Below are 23914 nucleotides of genomic sequence, written 5' to 3'. Positions count from 1 at the left end.
GGGGCTGAAGTAGCTAAGGGTTAATGTTTGGTTTGCTTATACCATGATTTTAATTGCTTTAAGAGCTCTGCATGATTGCCTCCGTTGAAGCGCCACTCACATTCCTTTAAAAACCAGTAAAAATTATCTGCTTTGATGCCGTTAAATTTGCGCATATGACGCTTGGCTTGATTCCAGAAATTCTCTATTCCATTTATGTGATTCAGTTGATCTGCAAAGAGTTCACTGTGGTTAATTCGCATGTGGTGGAACTCAGAGATATCCAGGGCATTGTAGGAGCGAAAAGTATCGGTATAAACAATACTATCCGGCTGCACATTCTGTTGAATAATTGGTAGCAAGGTTTCTGTTTTAGCATTCGGAATAATAGCCGTGTACACTTTACCTCCACGCTTAAGTAATCCAAATACAGCTACTTTGCCGGTAGATCCACGGCCACGCTTACCTTTACGCTTGCCTCCAAAATAGCTTTCATCGGCTTCCACTTCCCCAGATAATTCATAACTGGGTAGTTTACTTGCAATGAGTTGACGTAGTCTCATAAAAAACCGTATAGCGGTGTTAGCTTGAACACCAATCAATTCCGAGGCTGCACGGGCCGTAGTACCTGCTACAAAATGTTCTATCAGCCGGCTTTGTTGGTGTGGGGTTAATCGACTTTTGCGTTCATACATAGTAACTAATTTAGCACCTTATTCAAGTCTTAGCTACTTCAGCCCCTTTAATTTTGTGCCTCAGCTTTCTGAATGCGATCTGACTTAATAATTTGTTATTACCATTTCTATTCATCATATCAACCATTCTCCGAGCCATAAATGATTTTGTGAGTCTCAATTTCTTGGCTAAGTCTTCTCCCTTTACAATGGCATGAAAATGATTAGTCATGATTACATATCCATAAACTATTACCTTACGCTCCGCTTGCAGAAAGGTCAAACTTTCAAAAACGATATGAGCTAATTCAGGCTTCGAAAGCAAAGGCAATCCATCTTTTATTGTACTTGTGATGAAGTATGGATAATGTTCTTCGTATATTTTGTACCGGCTTCGTCCCATAATTCTCTCTTTCATTTTTTTTATAGTTAGAGCAATTTGAGGACCATTCCTTACAGAATTAATTTATGAACCGTAATTACCCTCTTCGAACCAGTGGTTCGGACAGGCATTCCCAACCGGCGGTTGGGAACGAGAATCCTCATGCGATGATTCTGAAGTACTCGTTCCGAACGGCCCGTTCGGAATGCATGACGGAACCTCCGGTTCCATTTCTTTAACCACCCATATATATACTAACAATGAACAAAGCGCAGCAACTCGAAAAGCAATATCACTTTCAGGTCTATAACCGACTTCCGGTCACTCTATCACATGGTAAGGGGGCCCTCGTCTGGGATACCGATGGAAACGAATACCTGGATGCGTTTGGCGGACTGGCCGTGAATAACCTGGGACATTGCCACCCCAGGATCGTAGCGGCTATTAAGGAGCAGTCAGAGAAGCTACTGCATGCCTCCAATTTCTTTTATAACGAGCCGCAAAGCCTCCTGGCTGAAAAACTGGCTAAGGTATCAGGCTTGGATCGGGTATTTTTCTGCAATAGCGGTGTGGAAGCCATGGAAGCAGCAATAAAACTGGCTCGCAAGTGGGGTAAGAAACATGGCAAATCCGGAAACCTAATCACGCTGAGTGAAGGTTTCCACGGTCGTTCCCTGGCAACCATTACTATGGGCATGCCGGGATATACCGAAGGTTATGATCCCCTTCCTGAAGGATTTGAGCAAGTGCCCTTCAACGATTTTGAAGCCCTGAAAGCCACAGCAAATGAAGATACCATTGCTATTGCCTTTGAGACCATTCAGGGGTCCGGAGGGGTGAATGTGATCGATGCGGAATTCATGCGTAAAACACGAGCTTTGTGTGACGATCTCAATATTCTGATGATCATTGATGAGGTTCAGAGCGGTGTTGGTCGCACCGGTAAATTTTATGGCTATCAGCACTTTGATGTAACTCCGGATGTGGTCGCAACGGCCAAAGCCCTGGCCGGAGGGGTCCCCATAGGTGCCATTTTAGCAAAGGAGGAAGTGGCTTCAGCATTCGGTTTTGGTGATCACGGTACCACTTTCGGAGGGAACCCTTTTGCAACGCACGTGGCATGCGCTGCCCTTGATGCCATCGAGGAGGAAAACATTCTGGAACAAGCAGCAGAAAAGGGCTTATTCATGATGGAACTGCTTGAGGAAAGACTGAAGGAGTTTGCCGAAGTCAAGGATATACGCGGCAAAGGACTGATGATCGGGGTGGAACTGGATCGCCCGGCCCGCCCCGTGGTTGATAAGATGTTTGAATATCAGGTGTTAGGCAATGCCGCTCATGGCACTGTGGTGCGGTTTTTACCACCATTGGTGATCACCAAGCAGCAGATCGAGAGGGTCGTGGAAGTCCTTGTAATGGCTTTAGAGCAAACCTCAAAGTAAGACTCCTAAGGCAGCACTACCAAGGTAAACTGATCTTACCAAAATGAATGTTTTGTTCCGTAACTCCGGGAATGACAGATCCTTTTCCGGCTATAAGATCATTGGCAAAATAGGCCATCATAGCAGCTTCCTTGGCATCAGGGGGAATTCCTAATTCGTCGAAGTTTTTGAATTCGCCTTTTGTTAATCGCTCCCTCAATTCTTTCAATAGGGTTCTATTGTGAACACCGCCTCCGCTAACATAACATTCAAACGGTTCATCCTTTATGATCTCATCCACCACTCTTGAGATACTTTGGGCTGTCAATGAGGTCAGTGTGGTAACCAGATCTTTTCCTGAGCATTCAATTCCATACCCCTGCATCAGTTCCTCAATATACTTAAGCCGATACTCTTCCTGCCCGGTCGACTTAGGCAACGGCTTCCTGAAATACGGTTCCAGCAAAATATAGCGAACCAGTTCCGAATGCACCTTCCCGGAAGCAGCCACTTTTCCGTCTTCGTCAAAAGGCTGGTCAAAGTACTTTTCCATGGCTTCATTTATGAGCGTATTTGCCGGACCGGTATCCCCTGATACAACTTCTTTTCCACTTTCCCTGGAAGGCAACCAGGTGATGTTGGCAATCCCTCCAAGGTTTATAAATAGTCGATGTCGGGTTTTGTGCCTGAAGACAGCTTCATCAAAAATACCCGCCAACGGAGCTCCCTCTCCTCCGGCTGCGATATGTTTTTGCCTGAAATCCGAGATCGTGATAATGCCCGTTTTCTGAGCTATATGATCCCCATCAACGATCTGCATGGTAGCGTTTAAATCGGTCTTGGTTTGAGCCGGGGCATGATAGACCGTTTGCCCGTGGCTCGCGATCAGGTCAACTTCTTCCAATGGAACCGTCCAGTCCATTAACGCTTTTCTAACGGCTTCTGCATAATAAATCGCTAGCTCTGTATGTAGAAGGGTTAGCTCTCGGGTATTTGTAACCTCACGCGACTGTATGCCTGATAAACGCTCCCTTAACACCCCTGAATATGGAATAGAACGGAACTGCTTCACCTTTATATCATTCGCATCACATACACAAAGTGCGATATCGAGTCCATCCAGTGACGTACCCGACATCAGGCCTACGATCATTCGCTTCGGTTTTGATGAAATTTCACTCAGTTTTGTGATGTATTTATTCATAGTTTCAGGTCTAACTTTTAAGTAAGAACCTACTAAAAATGAGCGAACCTACCGAAGACGAAATCAAAGCATTTGTAGAAGATGTCGAGTTTTTGATCAACACCCTGAAGGAAAGTTTTGAGTCTACCGATGCGCAGTTTTTCATAGACGAGCAAAATGAGATCCTGTATGTGAAACTGGAAGGACTGAATGATTATTCAGAAGAAGAGATCGAAGAAATTGCTTCTCCCATTCTTTCTGAACTTGACCTCGATTTTGAGGAGATCATACTGCTTCCATTGTGATCTGAATCCTTAAAAAAGCGCTTTTTTCCTATTTTTTTGATACATTTGACCCCTAATAACAGAGCAAATCCACAACCCACTTGTTAATGAAAGCGACCAATTCCGGATATACTATGAGCTGCATTATGTGCGGCAAGATCAACGATGAGAAAAAAACGAGTACCTACTGTACGGAATGTGGAGGCGTTCTTGAGATCGAGTACAAAGAAGCGCGGAAAGAAATTCAGTACCCGCTTGAAGATATCAAACCGGATCCGCTCAAGAACCATTTTACCGCTTTAAAAAAGCTTGAGCGTCTTTCAGAGAAGTATGATGCTGAGTTGTACGGAAAACTTGAGTTTGAACACCCGACCGGATGCTTTAAAGATCGTGGCAGTTATATAGAGGTTCAGAAAGCTCTCGAATTAGGAGCTGATGCTATTTGCCTTGCTTCCACAGGAAATATGGCTGCCTCGGTTGCTGCCTATGCCTGCTATTTTAAGATACCCTGCTTTGTGTTTGTTCCGGAAAAAACTCCTGAGGTCAAACTGGCACAAGCTACCATTTATGATGCCACTATCATCAAGATAAAAGGTGATTTCATGGTGTGTGAAAAGCTTTGCCGTGAGTTTGCCAAATCAGGAAACTATTACCTGGCCGGTGATTATGTATTTCGTCAGGAAGGACAAAAATCATTCTCCTACGAATTATATGAGCAGGGAATGACCGACTTCGATTACGTTTTTGTACCGATTGGCGCCGGGACGAATTTTGCTGCGATCTATAAGGGATACAAAGAACTTAAAGCTTCCGGTCTAATTGAAAAGATCCCCCACTTTGTAGCGGTTCAACCCGAACAGAGCTCACCGGTAGTGGAAGGTATCTTCAAAAAGGATAAGATCGTCAAAGATCACGTCAACACAATGGCGGATGCGGTAGCTGTCGCAGACCCCCTTGACTTCCACAAAGTATTTCGTGGGATCGAAGAAACGGATGGGCTGGCTTTTACTGCTACCGAAAATGAACTGCTTGAATCTATGAAGGAAATGACGGTCGAAGAAGGTTACTTCACCGAACCCGCTTGTGCTATTCCGTTGGCTACCTTCAAGAATAATCTGGATACCTTTAAAGGCAAAAAATGCCTGTTTGTATTGACCGGAACCGGTTTGAAGAGTGCCCATATTGTGGCGAAATACTCCCTTTCCTCACCGGTCCTACCTCCGAATCTGAACAGGATCCAGCAGTACATCGAATCCGGCTTCACGGATATGCAGAAGAACAGTTGGGGGCAGACCCGAAACAACGGTTTTGAGAACGTGAACATGGATGAAGGACATACCAAGCTGTATGATGAATACGTCCATAACATCAATCGCAAAGGTAAAACACTGAAGGAAGAAGAGATAAAGGTATTAAGATCTCTTGTTTACAATGAGGACACCAACCTTACGCACCCTGTGGAAGTTCTCGATTACAAATTGACCATGCGTAAACATGGATTGGTCAGTGCTGCCGTCAAACTTAAAATTCAGGATAAAGACGAGGTTATCTCCTTGGATCAGGGTGTAGGTCCCATTGATGCTATACTAACCGCTATCAAAGCTGAAACTGATGCCTTCCTGCCACTTGATGTGATCAATCATGAAGTGGAGATCCTGAGCCCGGATACAGATTCCCTGGTGGTTGTGACTCTGACTCTCGAAAAAGAAGGCCACAAGTTTACCTCCAAGGGCGCCTCTCCAGATACCCTGGAAGCCGTTATTCAAGCATTTGTGAAAGGACTTGCCGTAGCAAATAAAGCCTTGGCTGTATAGGGAATATGGAGATAAGTGGTTAGGCCATACTCTTGTTTTAAGTATCTAAAACTACACGCTTAACTATTATGGATGATATATTTATTTCAGTGAATGAATCTGGTCAGGGATATTCAGCTGATAAAGACTTTACCACTTTAACGGCTTGATTAAAGTGTAGAGAAGTTAAATTATTCTTCTATAAGGATGTTCTTCCAAATTTACCTTCTGAAGAAAAATTCAATTTGGACATACAAATTCGAAAAGCATCTGTAAGTACAACTGCAAACATAGCAGAAGGTTATGGCCGATTCCATTTTCAGGAAGGAATTCAATATTACAGAATATCTCGAGGATCCCTTTATGAACTAAAGGATCATCTAATATCATGCTATGATTTTAACTACGTGGGTAGAGAAGTTTTGGATAAGGGTTTGCCGCTAATTGAAGAAGCAAAAAAACTGGTGAACTGATTTATCAATTACCAAAAGAGACAAAAGAAAAACTATAAAAAGTAATTCAATTGCTCCCCCAATTTCTATTTAATTCACCATATCCCTTATTCCTTATCCACTCACCTCAAAGCATTCTCTAATTCGAGCGAGGCATTACTGCCTTCATCTCTGTACTTCACGATGATGGGACATGCCATACTCAAGCCATTTTCTTTGGCCCATTCATTGTTAACAGGACGGGTTCCGGGAATCACCACAGCATTTTCAGGGATATCCGCACCTCTTTCCAGCATTTTCTCATTAACAATATCATAAACCGGTACGGCTTTAGATAAGGTCACACCCGGTGCGATCACTGCTCCTTTTTTGACCAGAATTCCTTCCACAACCACCGATCCGGCTCCAATAAAACAGTCGTCTTCTATGATCACCGGATTCATGCCTACCGGTTCAAGAACACCACCGATCTGAACACCGGCTGAAAGGTGTACATTCTTACCGATCTGCGCACAAGAACCTACAAGTGCATGACTATCCACCATAGAGCCTTCATCCACATAAGCCCCAACATTAATGTACGCAGGCGGCATGATGATCACACTTGGAGCAACATAAGCCCCTCTTCGAACAGAAGAACCACCGGGAACTAGTCTTACACCATCCTCAGGGGCAAAATAGCGCGGCGGCAGGTTGTGCTTATCCACAAAGCCTTCGTAAATACCTTCATAAGAGGTGTTTTCACCATTTTTAAAGGACTCAAGAATTGCCTCTTTAACCTCAACATTCGCTTCCCAGCCGTTTTCTGTGTTATTCGCGGCTCTGAGCGTACCTTCTTCCAGTTTATCTAAAACTTCTTCGTAATTCATAGATCTGTCTTATTCTGTATTCAATTAATAGTCGTTATTGTTTGGCAAGCCAGTTTGCGATCTTCTGATCGGCTTTAAGGAGCTCCTGCTCTACGGATTCAGAGATATCACCGAGTGAAAGTGGTAACCTGACCGTGTCATTTTCGATCCATCCCTTTCGGTTGAGCAATACTTTAGCCGGCACCGGATTTGGGGCTTTGAATAATACATCGGTGGCATTTTTCCATAGTGGGAAAAGATCATCGGTTTTACCCTGAAGGCATCGTTCCGTGTATTTGTGAGTGGCTTCAGGCCAAACATTGGATGCCACTGAAACAAGACCCACACCCCCTTCTTTAGAAAAAGCCGGGGTCAGTCCGTCATCTCCGCTGTAAAACTCAACCTTAGGGGCTTGACGTCTAAATTCCTTAAACTCCTCAACGCTTCCGCTTGCCTCCTTCACTCCCATCAGGTGATCGAATTCCTCACTCAAACGTGCCGGCACACTTGGATGCATTTTGACCCCGGTCCGAGATGGAACGTTGTACAACATGCAGGGAATCTCAGTCTCGCCCATCAGTTCACTGAACCATTCAAATTGTCCTTCTGCTCCGGGTTTCGCATAAAGTGGTGTTACCAGCAGCAAAGCATCCGGTTCGATCTCGTTGCAAAAATGAATGAAATCGGCCTGAGCCGGAAGATCGAATCCTCCTACCCCAACCATCATAGGTACATTCAGATCCAGACCTTTGGTGAACGTAACGACTTCACGTTTTTCTTCCTCGTTCAGGTTTAAGCCTTCACCGGTACTACCCAGTACCAGCACACCATTTCCGGCCAATTCCTGTTTTTTCAGCAGGGTTTCAAAACTGTCAAAATCAATACTCCCGTCTGTATTCATCGGGGTGACCATTGCGGTCCATAGTGGAAATGTTTTCATAGTTACTGTTCCTCCATTACTTGATCAACTAACTGACCAAAGGTACAAATTCCTGTTTCGATACTCGAATTATTGATCAACTGCTTTGCGGCCCAGATCGCCCCTTCAGCAAACAAAGACCGATCGAGTGCTTTGTGTTTTAGTGTGATCTCCTCTGTTGCCGTCTTCAGCGTTAATTCATGGATTCCCTTCACATCACCTTCACGGGCTGACGTCACCTCGGCTTCACGGTTCAACCAATCTTTCCAGGATAATGCAGTTCCACTGGGTGCATCCTTTTTATGAATATGATGCACTTCATGAATATGAAACTCCGGGTCTTTAAGAATTTCTGAACCGGCAGATATAACTTCAATACTTTTTCGGATCAGGTTCATGCCTAAACTGAAATTTGAGGCGATCACCCACTTGGAATGATGAGCTTTTACCTTGCTATTCAGGTCTTCGGGCCAATCGTATCCGGTACTTCCCCATGCAGCCGGCACTCCGGATTCGATCACTGTGTCAATGACTTCAGGCACTGAATCGCCGGGCACAAAGATGATGACCGCATCCGATTTCTTTAGTTTTTCAACGGTTGGGGGATTTCCCTCATCAAAGGCCTCTCCAAGGTCATTTCCAAGAAGTTCAACCACTCGCCCGCCTGTTTTTCCGGTTCCTATTACTGAGATCTTCATGGTTACTGTTTTATTCGGTTATAAATTTCTCGTGCAGCATTTTTACGATCTGTTCGGATTCATCATGATCTACCAGAAAACACAAATTATTTGAACTTGCTCCATGACAGATCAAACGAATATTATAAGATTCCAGTGCAGTAAACAATGGTCCACCCAGGCCGGAAGTTTTCTGCATCTCATTTCCAATTAGCGCAATGAGAGCCAGCTCTTTTTCAACTGAGACCTCTGCAAACTCCCGTAACTCATCCAGAACCTGATCAGTCAATTCCACCTTATTGGCCGCATTGACCGCGGTATCTAACGTGAGAGCCACACTTACCTCTGATGTACTAACCAGATCAACGGATATCTTATGCTCGGCCAGTACTTTAAATAATTGGGCCAGAAAACCATGCTGATGAAGCATCTGCAAACTATTTACCGTAAGTAACGTTTGGTCTTTTCTCAAAGAGATTGCCCGAATCACCGGTTTATTCTTAGTCTCTTTAACAATCAGGGTTCCGGGCTCATCCGGCTCACTGCTTGAGGCCACCCTTACGTTAACCCCTCCCCTGATGGCGGGCTTCAGGGTTGCAGGATGAAGCACCTTTCCTCCAAATACAGAAAGCTCGGCTGCCTCATTAAATGATATTTCATGAATAGGGAAAGCACCGGGCACGATCCGTGGATCTGTAGTGTACACTCCGGCTACATCTGTCCATATCTCAAGGGTATCAGCTTTTACGGCTTCAGCAAAAAGGGAAGCTGAAAAATCGCTCCCACCACGCCCTAAGGTGGTCGTATTTCCGAATATATCGGATCCAATAAAACCCTGTGTAAGATAGATCTTTTTTGGATCGATCCATTTTTTAGCCTTTTTGGCGATCACCTCACGATCCGGTTCCGCATTCCCAAAGGTCGAGTCCGTTTTGATCACTTCACGGGCATCCAGCCATTCAGCCTGCACCCCATTTTCTTTTAAAACTTCCACAAACAACTTAGTGGACATCAACTCGCCAAATGCGTACAACCGATCCTTCCAGCGTTTATCACGCCCAACAAAATCGAGGTGTTCCCTAAGTTCAGAGAGTTGACCGTAGAATTCCTTTTCAAGTTTCTCTTTTTCAGAGCATTCCTTGATGATATTGAGATGCCTTTCTTCAATTCTCTTCAGGATCTCTTCCCTGGATGTAGAATCAAGAGTGGATTCAGAAAGATCCACAAGGTCGTTGGTGGTGCCAGAGGTTGCACTGATCACGATCAGCCGCCGGTCGCTATCAGACGCCACAATTCTCGCGCTGCGTTGCATGGCCTGGTAGGTGCCAACGCTTGTACCTCCAAATTTAGATACGATCATCTGTGAATAGTTTATCATATTTGAGTTAAGTGAGGGGATGAAAATAAGCACACTTAAGACCAATCCCTTATAGAAAAGCTCTATTTAAATGTTTTTAATGACTTTTTTTCAATCAAAACGACTGTGATGGATTCCTCAGTTTTTTGTATCCTCTTTCGTTAATAAAACGTGAATCTTACAAAAGCAGCATGGAATCAACACCACTTATTACCAGTGATGCCGTAACCTTTGGACTCCTGATGGCTATTTTAGCCGGGATCTTCATTACCTCTCACAGTGACAGCCCTAAATGGAAAAAGTTTTACCGGTTTATTCCTTCGCTGCTACTGTGTTATTTCATCCCTTCACTGCTAACCACCTTTGGTATCGTATCAGAGGCCGATTCCAATCTCTACTATGTTGCCTCACGCTATTTACTCCCTGCAAGTTTGGTGTTGCTGACTCTTAGTATCGACCTGAAAGGAATTCTCAACCTGGGACCAAAAGCCGTGATCATGTTCCTTGCCGGAACGTTCAGCATTATGCTCGGAGGACCGATCGCAATTTTGATCGTAGGAACCATTAATCCTGAGATCATTGGGGGAACAGGTCCTGAAGAAGTCTGGAGAGGTCTCGCAACCATTGCCGGTAGCTGGATCGGGGGGGGTGCCAATCAGACCGCCATGCTCGAGATATATGAACCCAGCACCGATCTGTTTGGTGCCATGGTGACTGTTGATATCATTGTGGCTAATATCTGGATGGCATTCCTGCTCTATGGTGCAGGCATCTCGGATCGGGTGGATACCTGGTTCAAAGCCGATTCCTCTGCCATCGACGAATTAAAACACAAGATCGCCGATTATCAGGCAAGTATTGCCCGTGTTCCCACTTTGGTTGATTTTACCAAGATCATTGCCGTCGCTTTCTCCCTGGTTGCCTTAGGTCACCTGGCAGGCGACACCATTGCACCCTGGATCACAGAAAATGCTCCCACTCTCTCCCAATTAAGTCTAAACTCCTCATTCTTCTGGATCATTGTAGTTGCCACAACCGGTGGGTTGATCCTTTCCTTTACGAAGGTGCGAAATCTTGAAGGAGCGGGTGCTTCAAAAATGGGCAGCCTGTTTCTCTACATTCTTGTGATGACCATCGGGATGAAGATGAACATCGCCTCCATGCTCGATGCCCCCGGTTATTTTGTGATCGGTGCGGTTTGGATCATCATTCACGTGATCATTTTACTGCTGGTTGGAAAGCTCATCAAAGCCCCGTTCTTCTTCGTGGCCGTTGGAAGTCAGGCCAACGTGGGCGGTGCGGCTTCAGCTCCTATAGTTGCCTCTGCCTTCCATTCCGCCCTGGCCCCCGTGGGCGTTCTGCTGGCGGTACTGGGTTACGCACTCGGAACCTATGGAGCCTGGTTAAGTGCTGAAATGATGAGGATCGTATCTGGTTTTTGATCCGAGAACCGAGTGGGTTCAACAATAGAGCTCATAGGATTTTACCATTAACAAATCGGGATAAGCTCTTTTCTTATTTGTATATTTGGGCTGATTTTAATCTCAGTTCCAAATTTATACTTTTTGAAGAGAGCACTTAAGTTTCTATTCGTCTTTTTAGCGGCAGCTGCCTTTGTCTTTGCGATGGTCATCGGGTTAAACTATTCCGGTTTCAAAACACTGTTTCAGAATGAAGAAGGCATGGCTGAAGGCAGTGAATACATTGAAAGCACTTATTCCCTTAAAGGACTAGCTGAGTTTGTTGGTGAACACCCTGAATGGGTTTCGATCACTTCTTACAATGTCAATAACCCTGATTCCGGCATTTTTTATCAAACAGATATACCCAGGACCCTTGGGGCAACAGCCAACCTCTTTTTACTGATAGAATACGAACGGCAGGTGGTTGAAGGTTTACTTGATCCGGCCGAGGAGATCACCCTGAAGGAGATCAAAAAGTTTGCATTACCGGAAATCAGTGAGAACAATCACAATCAGCTCATCGAAGAATTTGAAGAAGGTACCGCGCCGCTTGATGACGTGGTCAAAGCCATGCTTGAAAACAGTGACCTGGTATCAGCCGATTATATCTGGTTCAAACTTGGGGAAGACAACATTCGGGCATTAATGGATTCCTTGAACGTAAATGATTCCCTTTTGCCTTTACCATACAGTGGCATGTACACAAGGATCAATCCATCGCTTAATGATACCTCGGAATTAAAAACTATGTCATTTGACCGGTTTGCAGAAGAAGTGATAGGGATCGCAGAGCAATTAAATTCTGATCCGAATTTCAATCAAACGGTCAAAGATCAATTTGACGATGATAGGCTGTCTCTTAGCTTTATGCAGGAACGTGACGCCCTGGCTTATTTCCCTCAGGCTACAACACGTGAGCTGACCGACCTGATGCTGCGCCTCTGGAATGAAGAGGTGCTCACCGAAGAAATTTCACAAAGAGTTAAGGACAAACTCAGATGGCCCATGGGGTCTGAGCCCATTGCACGCAGTTTTGAAGACTACGGGGCTATTTATGATAACCGGATGGGGCTTTTGGTGGGAATCGATTTCGGAACTTCCACCTACGACGGACACACTTCGGTTCAAGCCGTTTTCTTTGATCGACTGCCGGTTGGCTTTTGGGTTCACATGTCGGCCAATTATATGCAGGAAGATTATCAGCAGCGTTTGATCTGGGATCCTGCCCTTTATGAAACCACACAAAAAGCTATCGCACCCGACCATGAGTAACTACCGATTTTTATACGCCTACTGGCTCATTCCCGCTTACCTGCTTTTCCTTGTATTTCAGCAGGGTATGGTTTACAAGGGCTCCATCGATACCTATGAACATGGAGAATCCTACCTCGCAGAGATCACAGATTTTGAGATCAAACAAATTGCAGCTCAGAGTAACGGATATGTGGATATCAGGTTTGAAGTGGATGGAGAAGTCATCGAGAGAAAGTTATCCCTCTCAGTCCAAATGGCTCAGGAACTGATGGAGTCTTCCTCGGTTCCGATACGTTATCAAAAAGGAGCCTTTCAGGAGATCGTCCTATTCCCCACATATGAGATCCAAAAAAGCACCTCCTTATTTAACATGAGTGTAGCCGGTTTTGGATTGATCGTGACTATAATTGCAGGTTTTATGCTGAACCGATTTGTAAAACGTCGATCAGCAGACGCCCATGCTGATGAATTTGAAATTGAACGGGTAGATTAATGTCAGGAACTATATATCTCATTCCAACCACACTTGGTAAAACGCCTGAAAATAATACACTTCCTGAGCACACTTTGAACATCATCCGAAAGCTGGATGTTTTGATGGTGGAAAATATCCGTTCAGCCTCCGCCTTTCTGCAATGGGTGGGAGATACGGTTCCTGAGTATGAGATCGATTTCTATCCACTCAACAAAAATACCCCCAATCAGGAAATACACTCATTTTTGCGCCCCATACTTGACGGCCGGGATGCAGGGGTTTTATCAGAAGCCGGGGCACCGGGGGTGGCAGATCCTGGAGCCAGACTTGTAAAACTGGCTCATCAGTATCAGATCAAGGTTATTCCACTTGTAGGGCCTTCTTCCATACTTCTCGCACTCATGGCCTCTGGATTCAATGGTCAGGAGTTTGCTTTTCACGGATACCTCCCTATGGACCAAAAGAAACGCCGTTTCATGATCAAGCAGCTGGATGGAGAGTCAAGGCGACATGATCGCACACAGATATTCATGGAGGCTCCCTATCGAAATAACGAAATGTTGAAAGACATTTTACAAATTGCTTCCCCTACCACAAGTCTTTGTACAGCAACTGATATCACCTTACCTACTGAAGATATAAGAACCGGATATATCAGTGAATGGAACTCACGGCCGTTACCCAATCTGCATAAACGTCCCACTATTTTTCTGCTGTACGGGAAATAGCAGGTTTACGCACTCAGGCAAATATTAATTTATTGTGAAGGAACCACGCTCTTTTACAAAATTTTACTATTGGCCGCAGATTTAATATATCTATTAAATAATTATTAATAGTGACTTAACAGTCTATTTACATACAATGTAAATAAATTGAATCCGATTGAACTTATCCTTCTGATTAATTAGCCTAAGAGCGATTATTAAATCATCTTAATGTTTGCAAAGTATTTGCTCGCATTAATGTAACAAGTCAAAGCTCTTACTCTCCTATTCAATACCATTAAAATAGAATGGGCTTTGACCTAAAATCACTAACCATAAGGAAGGACTAATATGACCTATAGATACAAATTAGGTGCAGGGTTAAATGCACCCACTTCAAAGAACACAGTCCGAAAGATGAGGAGCAGAGGCCGGCAATTGCTATGCCTGTTACTCCTTATGTTTGGGATAAGTACCCTGGGTTATGCTCAGGTGACTGTAAACGGAACCGTAACCTCAGCACAGGATGGTAACCCGCTTCCGGGTGTAAACGTTCTGGAAAAAGGAACATTAAACGGAACCAGTACTGATGCAGATGGTAATTATGAAATTACGGTGCCAAACACCGATGCCGTTCTGGTTTTCAGCTACATCAGCTTTATGAAACAGGAAGTGGTAGTTGGTGACAGAACCACTATTGATATCCAACTTTCAGAGGATGTTCAGCTTTTAGAGGACGTAGTTGTTGTGGGTTATGGTGAACAAGACCGTAAAACATTAACAAGTGCGGTTTCTTCTATCAGCGCTGAAGAACTACAAAACACTCCCTCAGCCAGTACTGACCAACTTATGCAGGGTCGTGCAGCCGGAGTTCAGATCAGTACAAACTCTGGGACTCCCGGTGGCGGTATCTTTGTTAAGATCCGTGGTACCTCATCTATTTCAGGTGGAAGTGACCCACTTTATGTGGTAGATGGTATTCCAATTCAGACAGGAAACTATGGACTTGGACTAGGCGGTGAAACGACCAGTGCCCTGGCCGATATCGATCCTTCTGACATTGAATCCATCGAGATCCTTAAAGATGCCTCGGCTACTGCCATTTATGGAGCCCGTGCAGCTAATGGTGTGGTTTTGATCACAACCAAGCGTGGTAGTTTTTCTGAGCCAAGAGTAAATGTAAATATTTATCGCGGTTACGAAGAACCAGTAAACATGCCTGATCTGGTTTCAGGTCCGGAATATGAAATGCTTATGAATGAGGCCGCTGTTAACAATGGTGAAGCAGCGCCTTATGCTAACCCTCAAAGTGCAATTGACACTGACTGGGCAGATCAGGTTTTCAGAACCGGAATTGTTCAGAACTATGATGTAACCGTAAGCGGTGGAAATGAAAACGTTAAATACTCCGTTTCTGGCTCCAACTATGATCAGGATGGTGTGGTTAAGCCTGCTACCTTCACAAGAAGCAGTGCCCGACTGAACCTCGATATACTGGCTTCTGAAAAGTTAACTTTCGGAACCAGCTCAACCTATTCATTCTCAAATCGTAACAGAGCTCGTAATAACGATAATATTACCGGTGTTTTGGGTGGCGTTTATTTCTTACCAACTAACCTGCCTGTTTACGATACGAATGGAAACTACACCAAATTCAGTATTTTTGAGAATCCGGTTGCTGCTGCCAATGAGGTAGATTTTGACATGGATACCAACCGTATTATTGGTAATGTATTTGCCGATTACGAGTTTTTTCCGGGTCTGACTTTCAGAACCAGCTGGAGTCTTGACTACAACGAGATCAAGGAAGACCGTTACGACAACACACTTCTTAACAACGGTGCGGCTGTAAACGGTAGTGCCCTTTCAACAGTAGCAACCATCCGTAACTGGACAGCTGAAAACACTTTAAGCTATCTTTTCAATGTTGGAAACCATGACGTGAGTGCCTTACTTGGTACATCTGTTCAGGAATCTGAGTTTGAAAGAACCACAGCAGAAGGTGAGCAATTTCCAAGTGATGACTTCCGTCGCATTCAGGATGCTGCGGTACAATCCGCTTCTTCAACCGGAAGCAGCTGGGGTATTGCCTCATTCTTTGGACGTGTTAAGTATGAGTACGACAGCAAGTATCTGGCTACGGTAACTGTTCGTCATGACGGTTCGTCCCGTTTCGGTGCTAACAACAGATGGGGTACTTTCCCTTCTGTAGCTTTAGGCTGGGTTGTGTCTGAAGAGAATTTCTTTGACTTCGAAGACATTTCTGAACTGAAACTTAGAGCAAGTTATGGTATCACCGGTAACCAAAGTGGTATTAACGACTTCCAGTCACGCGGACTTTGGGGTGGTGAAAGCTACACTGACAGTCCCGGAACCAGCCCAAATCAGCTTGGTAACCCAAATCTAAAATGGGAAACGACCAAACAGCTTGATATCGGTGTTGATCTTGGATTATTCGATGATCGTTTGAACTTCGTATATGACTACTATTACAAGAAAACAGAAGATCTTCTTCTGGCCGTACCAGTACCATTCTCAACAGGATTTGAAGAGTTAGTTCAAAACTTCGGTGAAGTCGAGAACAAAGGGATGGAGTTCGGTATTATTGCTGATGTGATCCAAAAAGAAGATCTGAATTGGAATCTGAGTTTCAATATATCAGGAAACAGAAATAAGATCCTTAAGCTTGCCGCTCCTTTCAATGTTTATAACCGTGATATTTACCGGTATCAGGAAGGTTACCCTATGTATTCCTTCTATTTCCATGAGCAGACCGGTGTAGACCCTCAAACGGGAGCGCCTATCTTTACGGATGTTGATGGTGACGGAACCTTTAACCCTAACGTTGACCGTAAAATTGTAGGGGATGCAAACCCTGACTTCTTCGGTGGTTTCACAAACAAAGTGAACTACAAAAACTTTGATTTTTCCGTCTTCTTCCAATACAGTTATGGAAACGATCAGTTGAACTGGAACCGATTCTTCCAGGAGCACGGTGGAACCAGAAACACCGGTTACCTGAGCTCTCAGCTCGACCGCTGGCAACAGCCCGGTGACGTTACCATGGTACCTCGTATGACCAGTGCCAACTACGCCGGAAATCTCCGCCCTTCACGTTTTGTTGAAGATGGATCCTACATGAGACTCAAAAATGCCACCATCGGATATACTATTCCGGTAGAAATTCTCAACAAAGTTGGTGTGGGAATTTCGAGAGCACGCATTTATCTGAGCGGACAAAACCTCCTCACTTTCACAAATTACACTGGACTTGATCCTGAGGTTACAGCTACCGCTTCTACAGCACTTACACGTGGTATAGAATTCTACACCATGCCGCAAGCCCGCTCTATTCTCGGTGGAATTGACATCTCATTTTAATTGAAAAATTTTATACCTATGAAAAACCTTAGAAACATATTACTCTTAACACTGCTGGTAGCGGTCGGGTGCGATGTTCTCGATCAGGAACCGCAGACAGCTATTTCGGATGAAACGGCTATCCGGGATCTGAAAAGTGCTGAAGCAGCACTGAACGGACTGTATAGTCAACTGCAATCGACGTCATATTATGGAAGTAATTTTCAGATCATTGCAGATGTAACCTCTGATGTATCACAAAGTATTGGTACATGGGATTTCTACCGGGAAATGGATACTTACGTAACCTCTGCCGGTAACCTTGAAAACCGAAACCTATGGGCTCAGGCCTACGCAACGGTAAATCACGCTAACAACCTGATCGCTGATGTTCCAACCATCGACGAGATACCTCAGGCAGCGAAGGATCGTATTTTAGGTGAAGCTTATTTCATAAGAGCACTTGCCTTCTTTGATCTGACCAGAACTTTTGGTGGGGTTGATGGTGTTTACGGTGAGTTGGGGGTTCCCCTCGTTACGACACCATCACGAGAGATCAATGAAAACAGCTTCCCAAGCAGAGCTTCTATTGCTGATTCCTATCAGCAGGTTCAGGACGACTTAACTGCAGCAGAAGGCCTATTATCCGGCTTCAACTCTCCAAACAGAGTCTCTGAAGCGGCCGTTAAAGCTCTTCAGTCACGATTAGGTCTGTATATCGAAGATTTCGCCATGGCTGAATCCTATGCCACGGAAGTGATCGATAATTACAACTTCGACTTGGTTGAGGAATTCCAAAGCATCTTCAGAGATGAAAATACGGAAGAAGCGATCTTCGAGCTTGCCTATAATACAACCGATGGTAACGACATCCGATTCTGGTATTTTCCATCCAGTGCCGGTGGCCGTGGAGACATAGCTCTTCATGATGAAATGGTAGCTTTAGCAACTTCTCGTGCTGACGATGAACGCGGTGACCTAATCGGATTTGATGGTAATGTGGGGGCTTACTACCCTACCAAATATGCCAAAGCTGGTGGTGATGACAATATTCAGGTGCTTCGCCTCGCTGAAATGTATCTGAATCGAGCCGAAGCCCGTGTTCGCAAGACCCCTTCCGATATTCCGGGAGCTCTTACTGACCTCAATGAGATCAGAAACCGTGCCGGTTTAGCCGACACTACAGGAACCGGAGTTGATACAGAAGCTGAAGTTCTTGATGCTATCGAACTGGAACGAGGTATCGAGTTCATAATGGAAGGTCACCGATGGTTCAACCTGACAAGAACCGATGAAGCTTTGAACACTTTATCCGGAATTGACCGTTTGAACGGTGACCCTGTGTCTTTAACCGATGCCGGACGACAAGTATTTCCAATTCCATCACGGGATATGGATTCCAATGAAAACATGGTGCAGAATTCAGCCTATAACTAAGCTTTAGGCAATTCTAACTTAAAAGCCCCGGTCTGATATCGGGGCTTTTTTTAAACCTAATATTTTGATGTAAAACCTATTCAGGTTCACATCTTTTTACGCTGCTCCCATTTTATTTTTTATACATTGGGCTACATGCGTTTAGCATAAATCTTCAATAAAATTAGTTATCTATGATACCGAATAATTTACAAATCAAACTCAGTGCCTGCATACTTGCTTGTGTAGCCGCTCTGTTCGTCTGGGGCATTACGCCTGCTCAGGCGCAGATCTTTGGCCATGGTCAGGATATTGAAAATCCCGACTATGAACACACACTGATGCAGGAATTAGAATACAGAAATATTGGACCATTCCGTGGTGGTCGTTCCGTAGCCGTTGCCGGCCATGCCGACCAGCCTCATACTTATTACGGTGGCTTTACCGGTGGTGGTGTTTATAAAACCACCGATGGCGGTAACAACTGGTATAACGTATCCGACGGATATTTTAAGACCGGATCAGTTGGTGCTATTCAGGTTGCCCCATCCAACTATAACGTTATCTATGCCGGTATGGGAGAAACCTGTATCAGGGGTAACATTTCTGCGGGTGACGGTATGTATCGTTCCACAGATGGTGGAAAGACCTGGGAGCACATTGGTTTAGGTGATTCTCATTTTATTGGAGAGATCGTGGTACATCCTGATAACGAAGACGTTGTCTGGGTTGCTGTTTTAGGTCATGCTTTCGGTATGGAAGGAAACACTGAACGCGGTGTATTCAAAACCACTGATGGCGGTAAGACCTGGGATAAAGTACTTTACCACAACGAAAAAACCGGTGCGGTTGATATTGAGATCGATCCAAATAACCCACGCATCCTTTATGCTTCAATGTGGGAAGCTTACCGTAACGCATGGGAAATGTCGAGTGGCGGTGAAGGCAGCGGCCTTTACAAAAGTGTTGATAGTGGTGAAACCTGGGAAAACATCTCCCAAAGACCGGGACTACCTAAAGGCATAAAAGGTAAGATCGGAGTAGCTATCTCTCCTCTTAACTCAGACCGAGTCTGGTCTATCATCGAATCAGACAATGGTGGTTTATTCCGTTCTGATGACGGGGGCAAAACATGGAGCAGAACCACCGCTGACCGTAACCTGCGCCAGCGTGCCTGGTACTACACTCATGTTGTAGCCGGTACCAATAGTGAAGATGAAGTTTATGTACTAAACGTAGGTTTCCACAAGTCAATTGACGGTGGTAAATCGTTTGAGCGACTAAGCACTCCACACGGAGATCACCACGACCTATGGATCTCACCAAATGACGGTGACCGTATGGTTGTGGCCGATGACGGTGGTGCTCAGGTCAGTTATAATGGTGGGCAAAGCTGGTCTTCTTATCACAAATATGCCACTGCTCAGTTTTATCAGGTTATTACCGATAACCAATTCCCTTACAGAATATATGGTGCCCAGCAGGATAACAGTACCGTTGGTATTTTGAGCCGTTCATCCGGATCCGGTATCACAGAAAGAGAATGGGCTCCGGTTGCCGGTGGTGAGAGTGGCTACATAGCTCCTGACCCCGAAGATCCAAACGTAACTTACGGTGGTAGCTACGGTGGTTACTTTAACAAATTCAATGACTTTACCGATCAAAGTGATCGTATTGATGTATGGCCGGATAACCCAATGGGTGCCGGTGCTGAAGATCTGAAGTACAGATTCCAATGGACCTTCCCGATCTACATCTCCCCTCACGACCCAGACGTATTGTATGCGACATCGCAGCACGTACACCGTTCAACAGACGAAGGCATGAGCTGGGAAACGATCAGTGATGACCTTACCAGAAATGACAAATCCAAACAGGGTGAATCAGGTGGTCCGATCACTAAAGATGACACCAGTGTCGAATACTATAATACCATCTTTACGTTTGCAGAATCAAAAGTACAGCCAGGTGTTTTATGGTCAGGTGCTGATGATGGCTTGATACACGTTAGCCGTGATAATGGTGAAAGCTGGACTGAGGTTACTCCTGATGGAATGCCTGAAGCCATGGCCAGTATCATCGATCCATCTCCACATGATGCAGGTACAGCCTATTTAGCGGCAACCCGGTATAAGTTTGATGACTTCTCACCAATGCTGTACAAAACCACTAACTATGGTAGAAGCTGGACAAAGATCACGAATGGAATTCCTGAAGGAGATTTCACACGTGTCATCCGTGAAGATCCAAACAAAAAAGGACTTCTCTATGCCGGAACAGAAACCGGTGTGTATGTATCCTTCAACGATGGAGCCAAATGGCAACCACTGCAGCTTAACCTGCCTGCTGTACCAATCACCGATCTGACGGTTCACGAAAGAGATAAAGACCTCGTTATTGCAACTCAGGGTCGTTCTTTCTGGATCCTTGATGATCTGACTGTACTACATCAGTTAAGCGACGAAGTGAAAAACTCAGATTACTATCTGTATAAACCTGAAACCACCTATCTGTTCGGTCGCCACACTGAACCGGATCCGGGTGAAACCTTAGGTGAAAATCCTAAAACCGGTGTCGTTGTGTATTATAATTTAAATAGCACGCCTGAATCAGAAGTTCAGCTTCAGTTCCTTGAAGATAATGGAACCGTGATCAGAACTTTCTCCAATAAAGAAAGACTCAACGGAACCCCTGTCAAGAAATCTGAGAATTTCTACGAAGAAGAGCACAATGTTCCTGGTGATGTATTGACCACTAAGATGGGCAATAACAGTTTTGAATGGGACCTGAGATACCCTGGTGCTACTAACCTGAATGGGACTCAGATCCTGTGGTCAGGTAACACATCAGGACCAAGAGCGATCCCTGGCAACTACGAAGTTCGCCTTATCGTTGATGGTGAAACGGTGGGTACTCAGAACTTTGAGCTCACTAAAGATCCACGTATCGAAACTACCCAGGAAGATTTCCAGGCTCAGTTCGATCTGCATCAAACCATTATTGCCAAATTGGATACCACTCACAAAACGATCAACCGGATCAGAGATGTACGGTCACAGATCAATGATGTGAAATCCGATTACTCCGGTAATACTGAAATTCAGGAACGAGCCGATGCCATGCTGAAAGTGCTTGAAGAAGTAGAAAATGAACTTATGCAAACAAAAGCTGAGTCCTATCAGGATGTACTTAACTTCCCTATCAAGCTTAACAACAAGCTTGCATCACTTGCCAGCACCGTTGCCACCGGCGACGGCCGACCTACACAACAGCAATATGAGGTGTATGTTGATCTTGCTGAAAAAGTAGATGTTCAACTGGAGAAAGTAGCCCCGATATTTGACGGTGAACTGCCAAACCTCATTCAGGAAATTGAGCAAAGAACCATTCCTATCGAAAACTGATAGCGAAAGTACTATTTAAAAGAAAAGCCGTGATAGATATCTATCACGGCTTTTTTTATGTGTTTAAGTTTCTTTGGTGATCTTAGTGAGCACCCGCAGAATTTAATAATTCAACTACATTATCATGATGATGGGTTATCGCCTGATCTTTGGCTGACCAGCCTCTGTCATCATGTACATCCACATCACTGCTGTGTTCTATCAAATATTGTACAATTTCCGAATGACCATTCGTCGAAGCCCAATACAAAGCCGACGTTCCCCGGTTGTCTCTGTGATCAACCTCTGCCCCACTTTCAACTAATAATTTTACTATATCCATATGACCATGTTTTGCAGCTTTCAACAGGGCCGTGCGTTCATGGTTATCTTTGGTGTCAACATTTACTCCCTCACTTAAAAGATTGGAGATTTTTTCGATGTCGCCGGCTTCTGCGGCTTCAAGAAATGCTTCATTATTCATGACGTATCCTCCTCAACTGAGTATTTAGATTGGCACCTGAATTGTACTTTTCAGGTGTTCAAATGTCAAATTAGAAATACGACCTCAAAATGAAGATTGAATGAATCAGAAATAATATGACCACAAAAAAACCCGATATCAGCAGGTTTTGAGGACCAAGAATAAAAAAGCTACTTTCTAAATTCTTGTAATGCGATATCGGGCTCATCTAACGCTTATTAGACGTTTATTTTTATCAATTAGTTTCACTTTAAACGAAATCTAATATTCGGTTTGCTAAAATAACTGAAGCTGCTCTCCCGTGTCTCGCATAAAATGATCGGTCGATAGATCTAAATTTCTCTTATTCAAACCCAGCCTTTTAACCTGAACGTAAAATAAATCACGAATTTGTGAGGCATAAGAACCTTTTCCTTTCATACGCTCTCCCCATTTACTGTTATTTAATTTACCTCCTCTGATATCCAGGATCTTATTCAAAACTTTATCTTTTCTTTCAGGATAATGCTGTTCCAGCCACTCGGCAAACAATGTCTTCACATTGTGTGGCAAACGAACGATACTATAACCGGCAAATTCAGCACCGGCTTCCTTTGCCATTTCCAATATGTCTGCTACCTCATGATCCGTCATTCCCGGAATGATGGGGGCAACATTCACACCTACCGGTATCCCTGCTTCTGATAATTTCCGGATGGCCTCGAATCTGCGGGTTGCCCGTGAAGTTCTTGGCTCCATCACTCCGGTCAGTTCGTTATCCAGGCTGGTAATTGAAATAGTGACAGACACACAATCATACTTACTAAGTTTTTTAAGAATGTCGATATCCCTTGTAACCAAATGATTTTTGGTGATCAGTCCTACAGGGTTTCGAAATTCAGCCATAACTTTCAGACACTCTCTGGTAATTTTCAGTTTTCTCTCTATCGGTTGATAGATGTCTGTTACCCCACTCATAGCTATCACCTGTGGCTCCCAATTCTCGGCTCTTAATTCCTTTCTAAGAATGGAGGCTGCATCATATTTGACCATGATCTTACTTTCAAAATCCAGTCCGGACGAGAATCCAAGATACTCATGATAAGGTCTCGCATAACAATAGATACATCCGTGCTCACAACCCCTGTAAGGATTGATGCTGGCGTTGAAGCCAATATCAGGACTTTTATTAAAGGTGATCAGCGTCTTAGAACCGTCTCGAATCATTTGAGTTTTTGGAGCCGGTTTCTCCCCGGTTTCCTCATCGAGGTCATAATCCACATAATTACCTTCAAAACGGTTTACCGGATTATCTGAAGTACCTCGACCTCTTATAGGGTTTTTAGAAATATCCATAATCAATTGCACATGTTTTACACATATGATATCGGATATTCATGTAAAATAAAAGCCCCATCAGGTTT

19 protein-coding genes and 1 pseudogene are annotated in these 23914 nt (G+C 44.3%); 11 read left to right on the top strand and 9 right to left on the bottom strand.

The features are described from left to right. Positions 1-20: 20 nt before the first annotated feature. Both C3B73_RS05835 and C3B73_RS05830 read right to left on the bottom strand, forming a co-directional pair. Positions 21-674: an IS1595 family transposase gene (locus tag C3B73_RS05835; protein ID WP_103663931.1), complete on the bottom strand. Its 654-nt coding sequence runs from the start codon at positions 672-674 to the stop codon at positions 21-23. A 22-nt stretch (positions 675-696) separates the two neighbouring features. Then, positions 697-1071 carry a hypothetical protein gene (locus tag C3B73_RS05830; protein ID WP_198597290.1) on the bottom strand — a complete coding sequence of 125 codons (375 nt, stop codon included), beginning with the start codon at positions 1069-1071 and terminating at the stop codon, positions 697-699. 224 nt (positions 1072-1295) lie between these two features. On the opposite strand from C3B73_RS05830, the gene C3B73_RS05825 reads away from it, so the two are divergent. After that, on the top strand, positions 1296-2477 hold the full coding sequence (locus C3B73_RS05825; RefSeq protein WP_103664676.1) for an aspartate aminotransferase family protein: 1182 nt from the start codon (positions 1296-1298) through the stop codon (positions 2475-2477). Between the two features lie 16 nt (positions 2478-2493). On the opposite strand, the gene C3B73_RS05820 is transcribed toward C3B73_RS05825, so the two are convergent. After that, the gene (locus tag C3B73_RS05820; protein ID WP_103664675.1) at positions 2494-3660 is read right to left on the bottom strand and encodes an anhydro-N-acetylmuramic acid kinase; all 1167 of its coding nucleotides are present in this window, start codon (positions 3658-3660) and stop codon (positions 2494-2496) included. A 38-nt stretch (positions 3661-3698) separates the two neighbouring features. Between C3B73_RS05820 and C3B73_RS05815 the strand changes: the two genes are divergently transcribed. The 3 genes and pseudogenes from C3B73_RS05815 to C3B73_RS14220 all read left to right on the top strand — a co-directional run. Beyond that, complete coding sequence (locus tag C3B73_RS05815) at positions 3699-3944, top strand: hypothetical protein (RefSeq protein WP_103664674.1); 246 nt, start codon at positions 3699-3701, stop codon at positions 3942-3944. Positions 3945-4057: 113 nt separating this feature from the next. After that, positions 4058-5737, top strand: coding sequence for a pyridoxal-phosphate dependent enzyme (locus tag C3B73_RS05810; RefSeq protein WP_232803032.1), 1680 nt, complete (start codon positions 4058-4060; stop codon positions 5735-5737). Positions 5738-5907: 170 nt separating this feature from the next. Further along, positions 5908-6189, top strand: a pseudogene (locus C3B73_RS14220) (four helix bundle protein); the annotation flags it as partial. A 101-nt stretch (positions 6190-6290) separates the two neighbouring features. On the opposite strand, the gene C3B73_RS05800 reads toward C3B73_RS14220, so the two are convergent. From C3B73_RS05800 to lysC, 4 genes are read right to left on the bottom strand one after another with little or no spacing between them, the layout of a single operon-like run. Next, positions 6291-7037: a 2,3,4,5-tetrahydropyridine-2,6-dicarboxylate N-succinyltransferase gene (locus tag C3B73_RS05800; protein ID WP_103664672.1), complete on the bottom strand. Its 747-nt coding sequence runs from the start codon at positions 7035-7037 to the stop codon at positions 6291-6293. Between the two features lie 34 nt (positions 7038-7071). Continuing rightward, the gene (gene dapA, locus C3B73_RS05795; RefSeq protein ID WP_103664671.1) at positions 7072-7956 is read right to left on the bottom strand and encodes a 4-hydroxy-tetrahydrodipicolinate synthase; all 885 of its coding nucleotides are present in this window, start codon (positions 7954-7956) and stop codon (positions 7072-7074) included. Positions 7957-7958: 2 nt separating this feature from the next. Beyond that, positions 7959-8633 carry a dihydrodipicolinate reductase C-terminal domain-containing protein gene (locus C3B73_RS05790; RefSeq protein WP_103664670.1) on the bottom strand — a complete coding sequence of 225 codons (675 nt, stop codon included), beginning with the start codon at positions 8631-8633 and terminating at the stop codon, positions 7959-7961. 10 nt (positions 8634-8643) lie between these two features. Beyond that, a complete protein-coding gene (lysC, locus tag C3B73_RS05785) occupies positions 8644-9972 on the bottom strand; it encodes a lysine-sensitive aspartokinase 3 (RefSeq protein WP_103664681.1) in 1329 nt (442 codons plus the stop codon). Between the two features lie 188 nt (positions 9973-10160). Here lysC and C3B73_RS05780 point away from each other — a divergent pair, with 188 nt between their 5' ends. From C3B73_RS05780 to C3B73_RS05750, 7 genes are all read left to right on the top strand, one after another. Next, entirely contained in the window at positions 10161-11411 is a 1251-nt protein-coding gene (locus tag C3B73_RS05780) for a DUF819 family protein (RefSeq protein ID WP_103664669.1), read from the top strand. A gap of 123 nt (positions 11412-11534) precedes the next feature. Then, entirely contained in the window at positions 11535-12704 is a 1170-nt protein-coding gene (locus C3B73_RS05775) for a serine hydrolase (protein WP_103664668.1), read from the top strand. After that, positions 12697-13179: a hypothetical protein gene (locus tag C3B73_RS05770; RefSeq protein ID WP_103664667.1), complete on the top strand. Its 483-nt coding sequence runs from the start codon at positions 12697-12699 to the stop codon at positions 13177-13179. Before C3B73_RS05775 ends, C3B73_RS05770 begins: the two co-directional genes overlap by 8 nt. Continuing rightward, positions 13179-13889, top strand: coding sequence for an SAM-dependent methyltransferase (locus C3B73_RS05765; protein WP_103664666.1), 711 nt, complete (start codon positions 13179-13181; stop codon positions 13887-13889). The genes C3B73_RS05770 and C3B73_RS05765 overlap by 1 nt, the downstream gene beginning before the upstream one ends. A 330-nt stretch (positions 13890-14219) precedes the next feature. Beyond that, positions 14220-17249 (top strand): SusC/RagA family TonB-linked outer membrane protein, encoded by a 3030-nt coding sequence (locus C3B73_RS05760; protein WP_232803030.1) that lies wholly within the window; start codon positions 14220-14222, stop codon positions 17247-17249. 18 nt (positions 17250-17267) lie between these two features. After that, positions 17268-18665, top strand: a complete 1398-nt coding sequence (locus C3B73_RS05755; RefSeq protein WP_103664664.1) for a RagB/SusD family nutrient uptake outer membrane protein — start codon at positions 17268-17270, stop codon at positions 18663-18665. Between the two features lie 173 nt (positions 18666-18838). Continuing rightward, on the top strand, positions 18839-22048 hold the full coding sequence (locus C3B73_RS05750; RefSeq protein ID WP_103664663.1) for a WD40/YVTN/BNR-like repeat-containing protein: 3210 nt from the start codon (positions 18839-18841) through the stop codon (positions 22046-22048). An 82-nt stretch (positions 22049-22130) separates the two neighbouring features. On the opposite strand, the gene C3B73_RS05745 is transcribed toward C3B73_RS05750, so the two are convergent. Both C3B73_RS05745 and C3B73_RS05740 read right to left on the bottom strand, forming a co-directional pair. Further along, entirely contained in the window at positions 22131-22511 is a 381-nt protein-coding gene (locus C3B73_RS05745; RefSeq protein ID WP_103664662.1) for an ankyrin repeat domain-containing protein, read from the bottom strand. Positions 22512-22787: 276 nt separating this feature from the next. Further along, positions 22788-23846: a PA0069 family radical SAM protein gene (locus C3B73_RS05740; protein ID WP_103664661.1), complete on the bottom strand. Its 1059-nt coding sequence runs from the start codon at positions 23844-23846 to the stop codon at positions 22788-22790. Between the last annotated feature and the right edge of the window lie 68 nt (positions 23847-23914).

Source organism: Gracilimonas amylolytica (assembly GCF_002911695.1).
GTDB lineage: Bacteria > Bacteroidota > Rhodothermia > Balneolales > Balneolaceae > Gracilimonas > Gracilimonas amylolytica.
Note: the sequence above shows the minus strand (reverse complement) of the source record. Positions and strands in the feature narration are given on the sequence as shown.

Excerpts from the sequence above, each read along its gene's own strand:
- C3B73_RS05835 (WP_103663931.1), bottom strand. The coding sequence starts at position 674 with ATGTATGAACGCAAAAGTCGATTAACCCCACACCAACAAAGCCGGCTG.
- C3B73_RS05830 (WP_198597290.1), bottom strand. The coding sequence starts at position 1,071 with ATGAAAGAGAGAATTATGGGACGAAGCCGGTACAAAATATACGAAGAA.
- C3B73_RS05825 (WP_103664676.1), top strand. The coding sequence starts at position 1,296 with ATGAACAAAGCGCAGCAACTCGAAAAGCAATATCACTTTCAGGTCTAT.
- C3B73_RS05820 (WP_103664675.1), bottom strand. The coding sequence starts at position 3,660 with ATGAATAAATACATCACAAAACTGAGTGAAATTTCATCAAAACCGAAG.
- C3B73_RS05815 (WP_103664674.1), top strand. The coding sequence starts at position 3,699 with ATGAGCGAACCTACCGAAGACGAAATCAAAGCATTTGTAGAAGATGTC.
- C3B73_RS05810 (WP_232803032.1), top strand. The coding sequence starts at position 4,058 with ATGAGCTGCATTATGTGCGGCAAGATCAACGATGAGAAAAAAACGAGT.
- C3B73_RS05800 (WP_103664672.1), bottom strand. The coding sequence starts at position 7,037 with ATGAATTACGAAGAAGTTTTAGATAAACTGGAAGAAGGTACGCTCAGA.
- dapA (WP_103664671.1), bottom strand. The coding sequence starts at position 7,956 with ATGAAAACATTTCCACTATGGACCGCAATGGTCACCCCGATGAATACA.
- C3B73_RS05790 (WP_103664670.1), bottom strand. The coding sequence starts at position 8,633 with ATGAAGATCTCAGTAATAGGAACCGGAAAAACAGGCGGGCGAGTGGTT.
- lysC (WP_103664681.1), bottom strand. The coding sequence starts at position 9,972 with ATGATCGTATCTAAATTTGGAGGTACAAGCGTTGGCACCTACCAGGCC.
- C3B73_RS05780 (WP_103664669.1), top strand. The coding sequence starts at position 10,161 with ATGGAATCAACACCACTTATTACCAGTGATGCCGTAACCTTTGGACTC.
- C3B73_RS05770 (WP_103664667.1), top strand. The coding sequence starts at position 12,697 with ATGAGTAACTACCGATTTTTATACGCCTACTGGCTCATTCCCGCTTAC.
- C3B73_RS05765 (WP_103664666.1), top strand. The coding sequence starts at position 13,179 with ATGTCAGGAACTATATATCTCATTCCAACCACACTTGGTAAAACGCCT.
- C3B73_RS05760 (WP_232803030.1), top strand. The coding sequence starts at position 14,220 with ATGACCTATAGATACAAATTAGGTGCAGGGTTAAATGCACCCACTTCA.
- C3B73_RS05755 (WP_103664664.1), top strand. The coding sequence starts at position 17,268 with ATGAAAAACCTTAGAAACATATTACTCTTAACACTGCTGGTAGCGGTC.
- C3B73_RS05750 (WP_103664663.1), top strand. The coding sequence starts at position 18,839 with ATGATACCGAATAATTTACAAATCAAACTCAGTGCCTGCATACTTGCT.
- C3B73_RS05745 (WP_103664662.1), bottom strand. The coding sequence starts at position 22,511 with ATGAATAATGAAGCATTTCTTGAAGCCGCAGAAGCCGGCGACATCGAA.
- C3B73_RS05740 (WP_103664661.1), bottom strand. The coding sequence starts at position 23,846 with ATGGATATTTCTAAAAACCCTATAAGAGGTCGAGGTACTTCAGATAAT.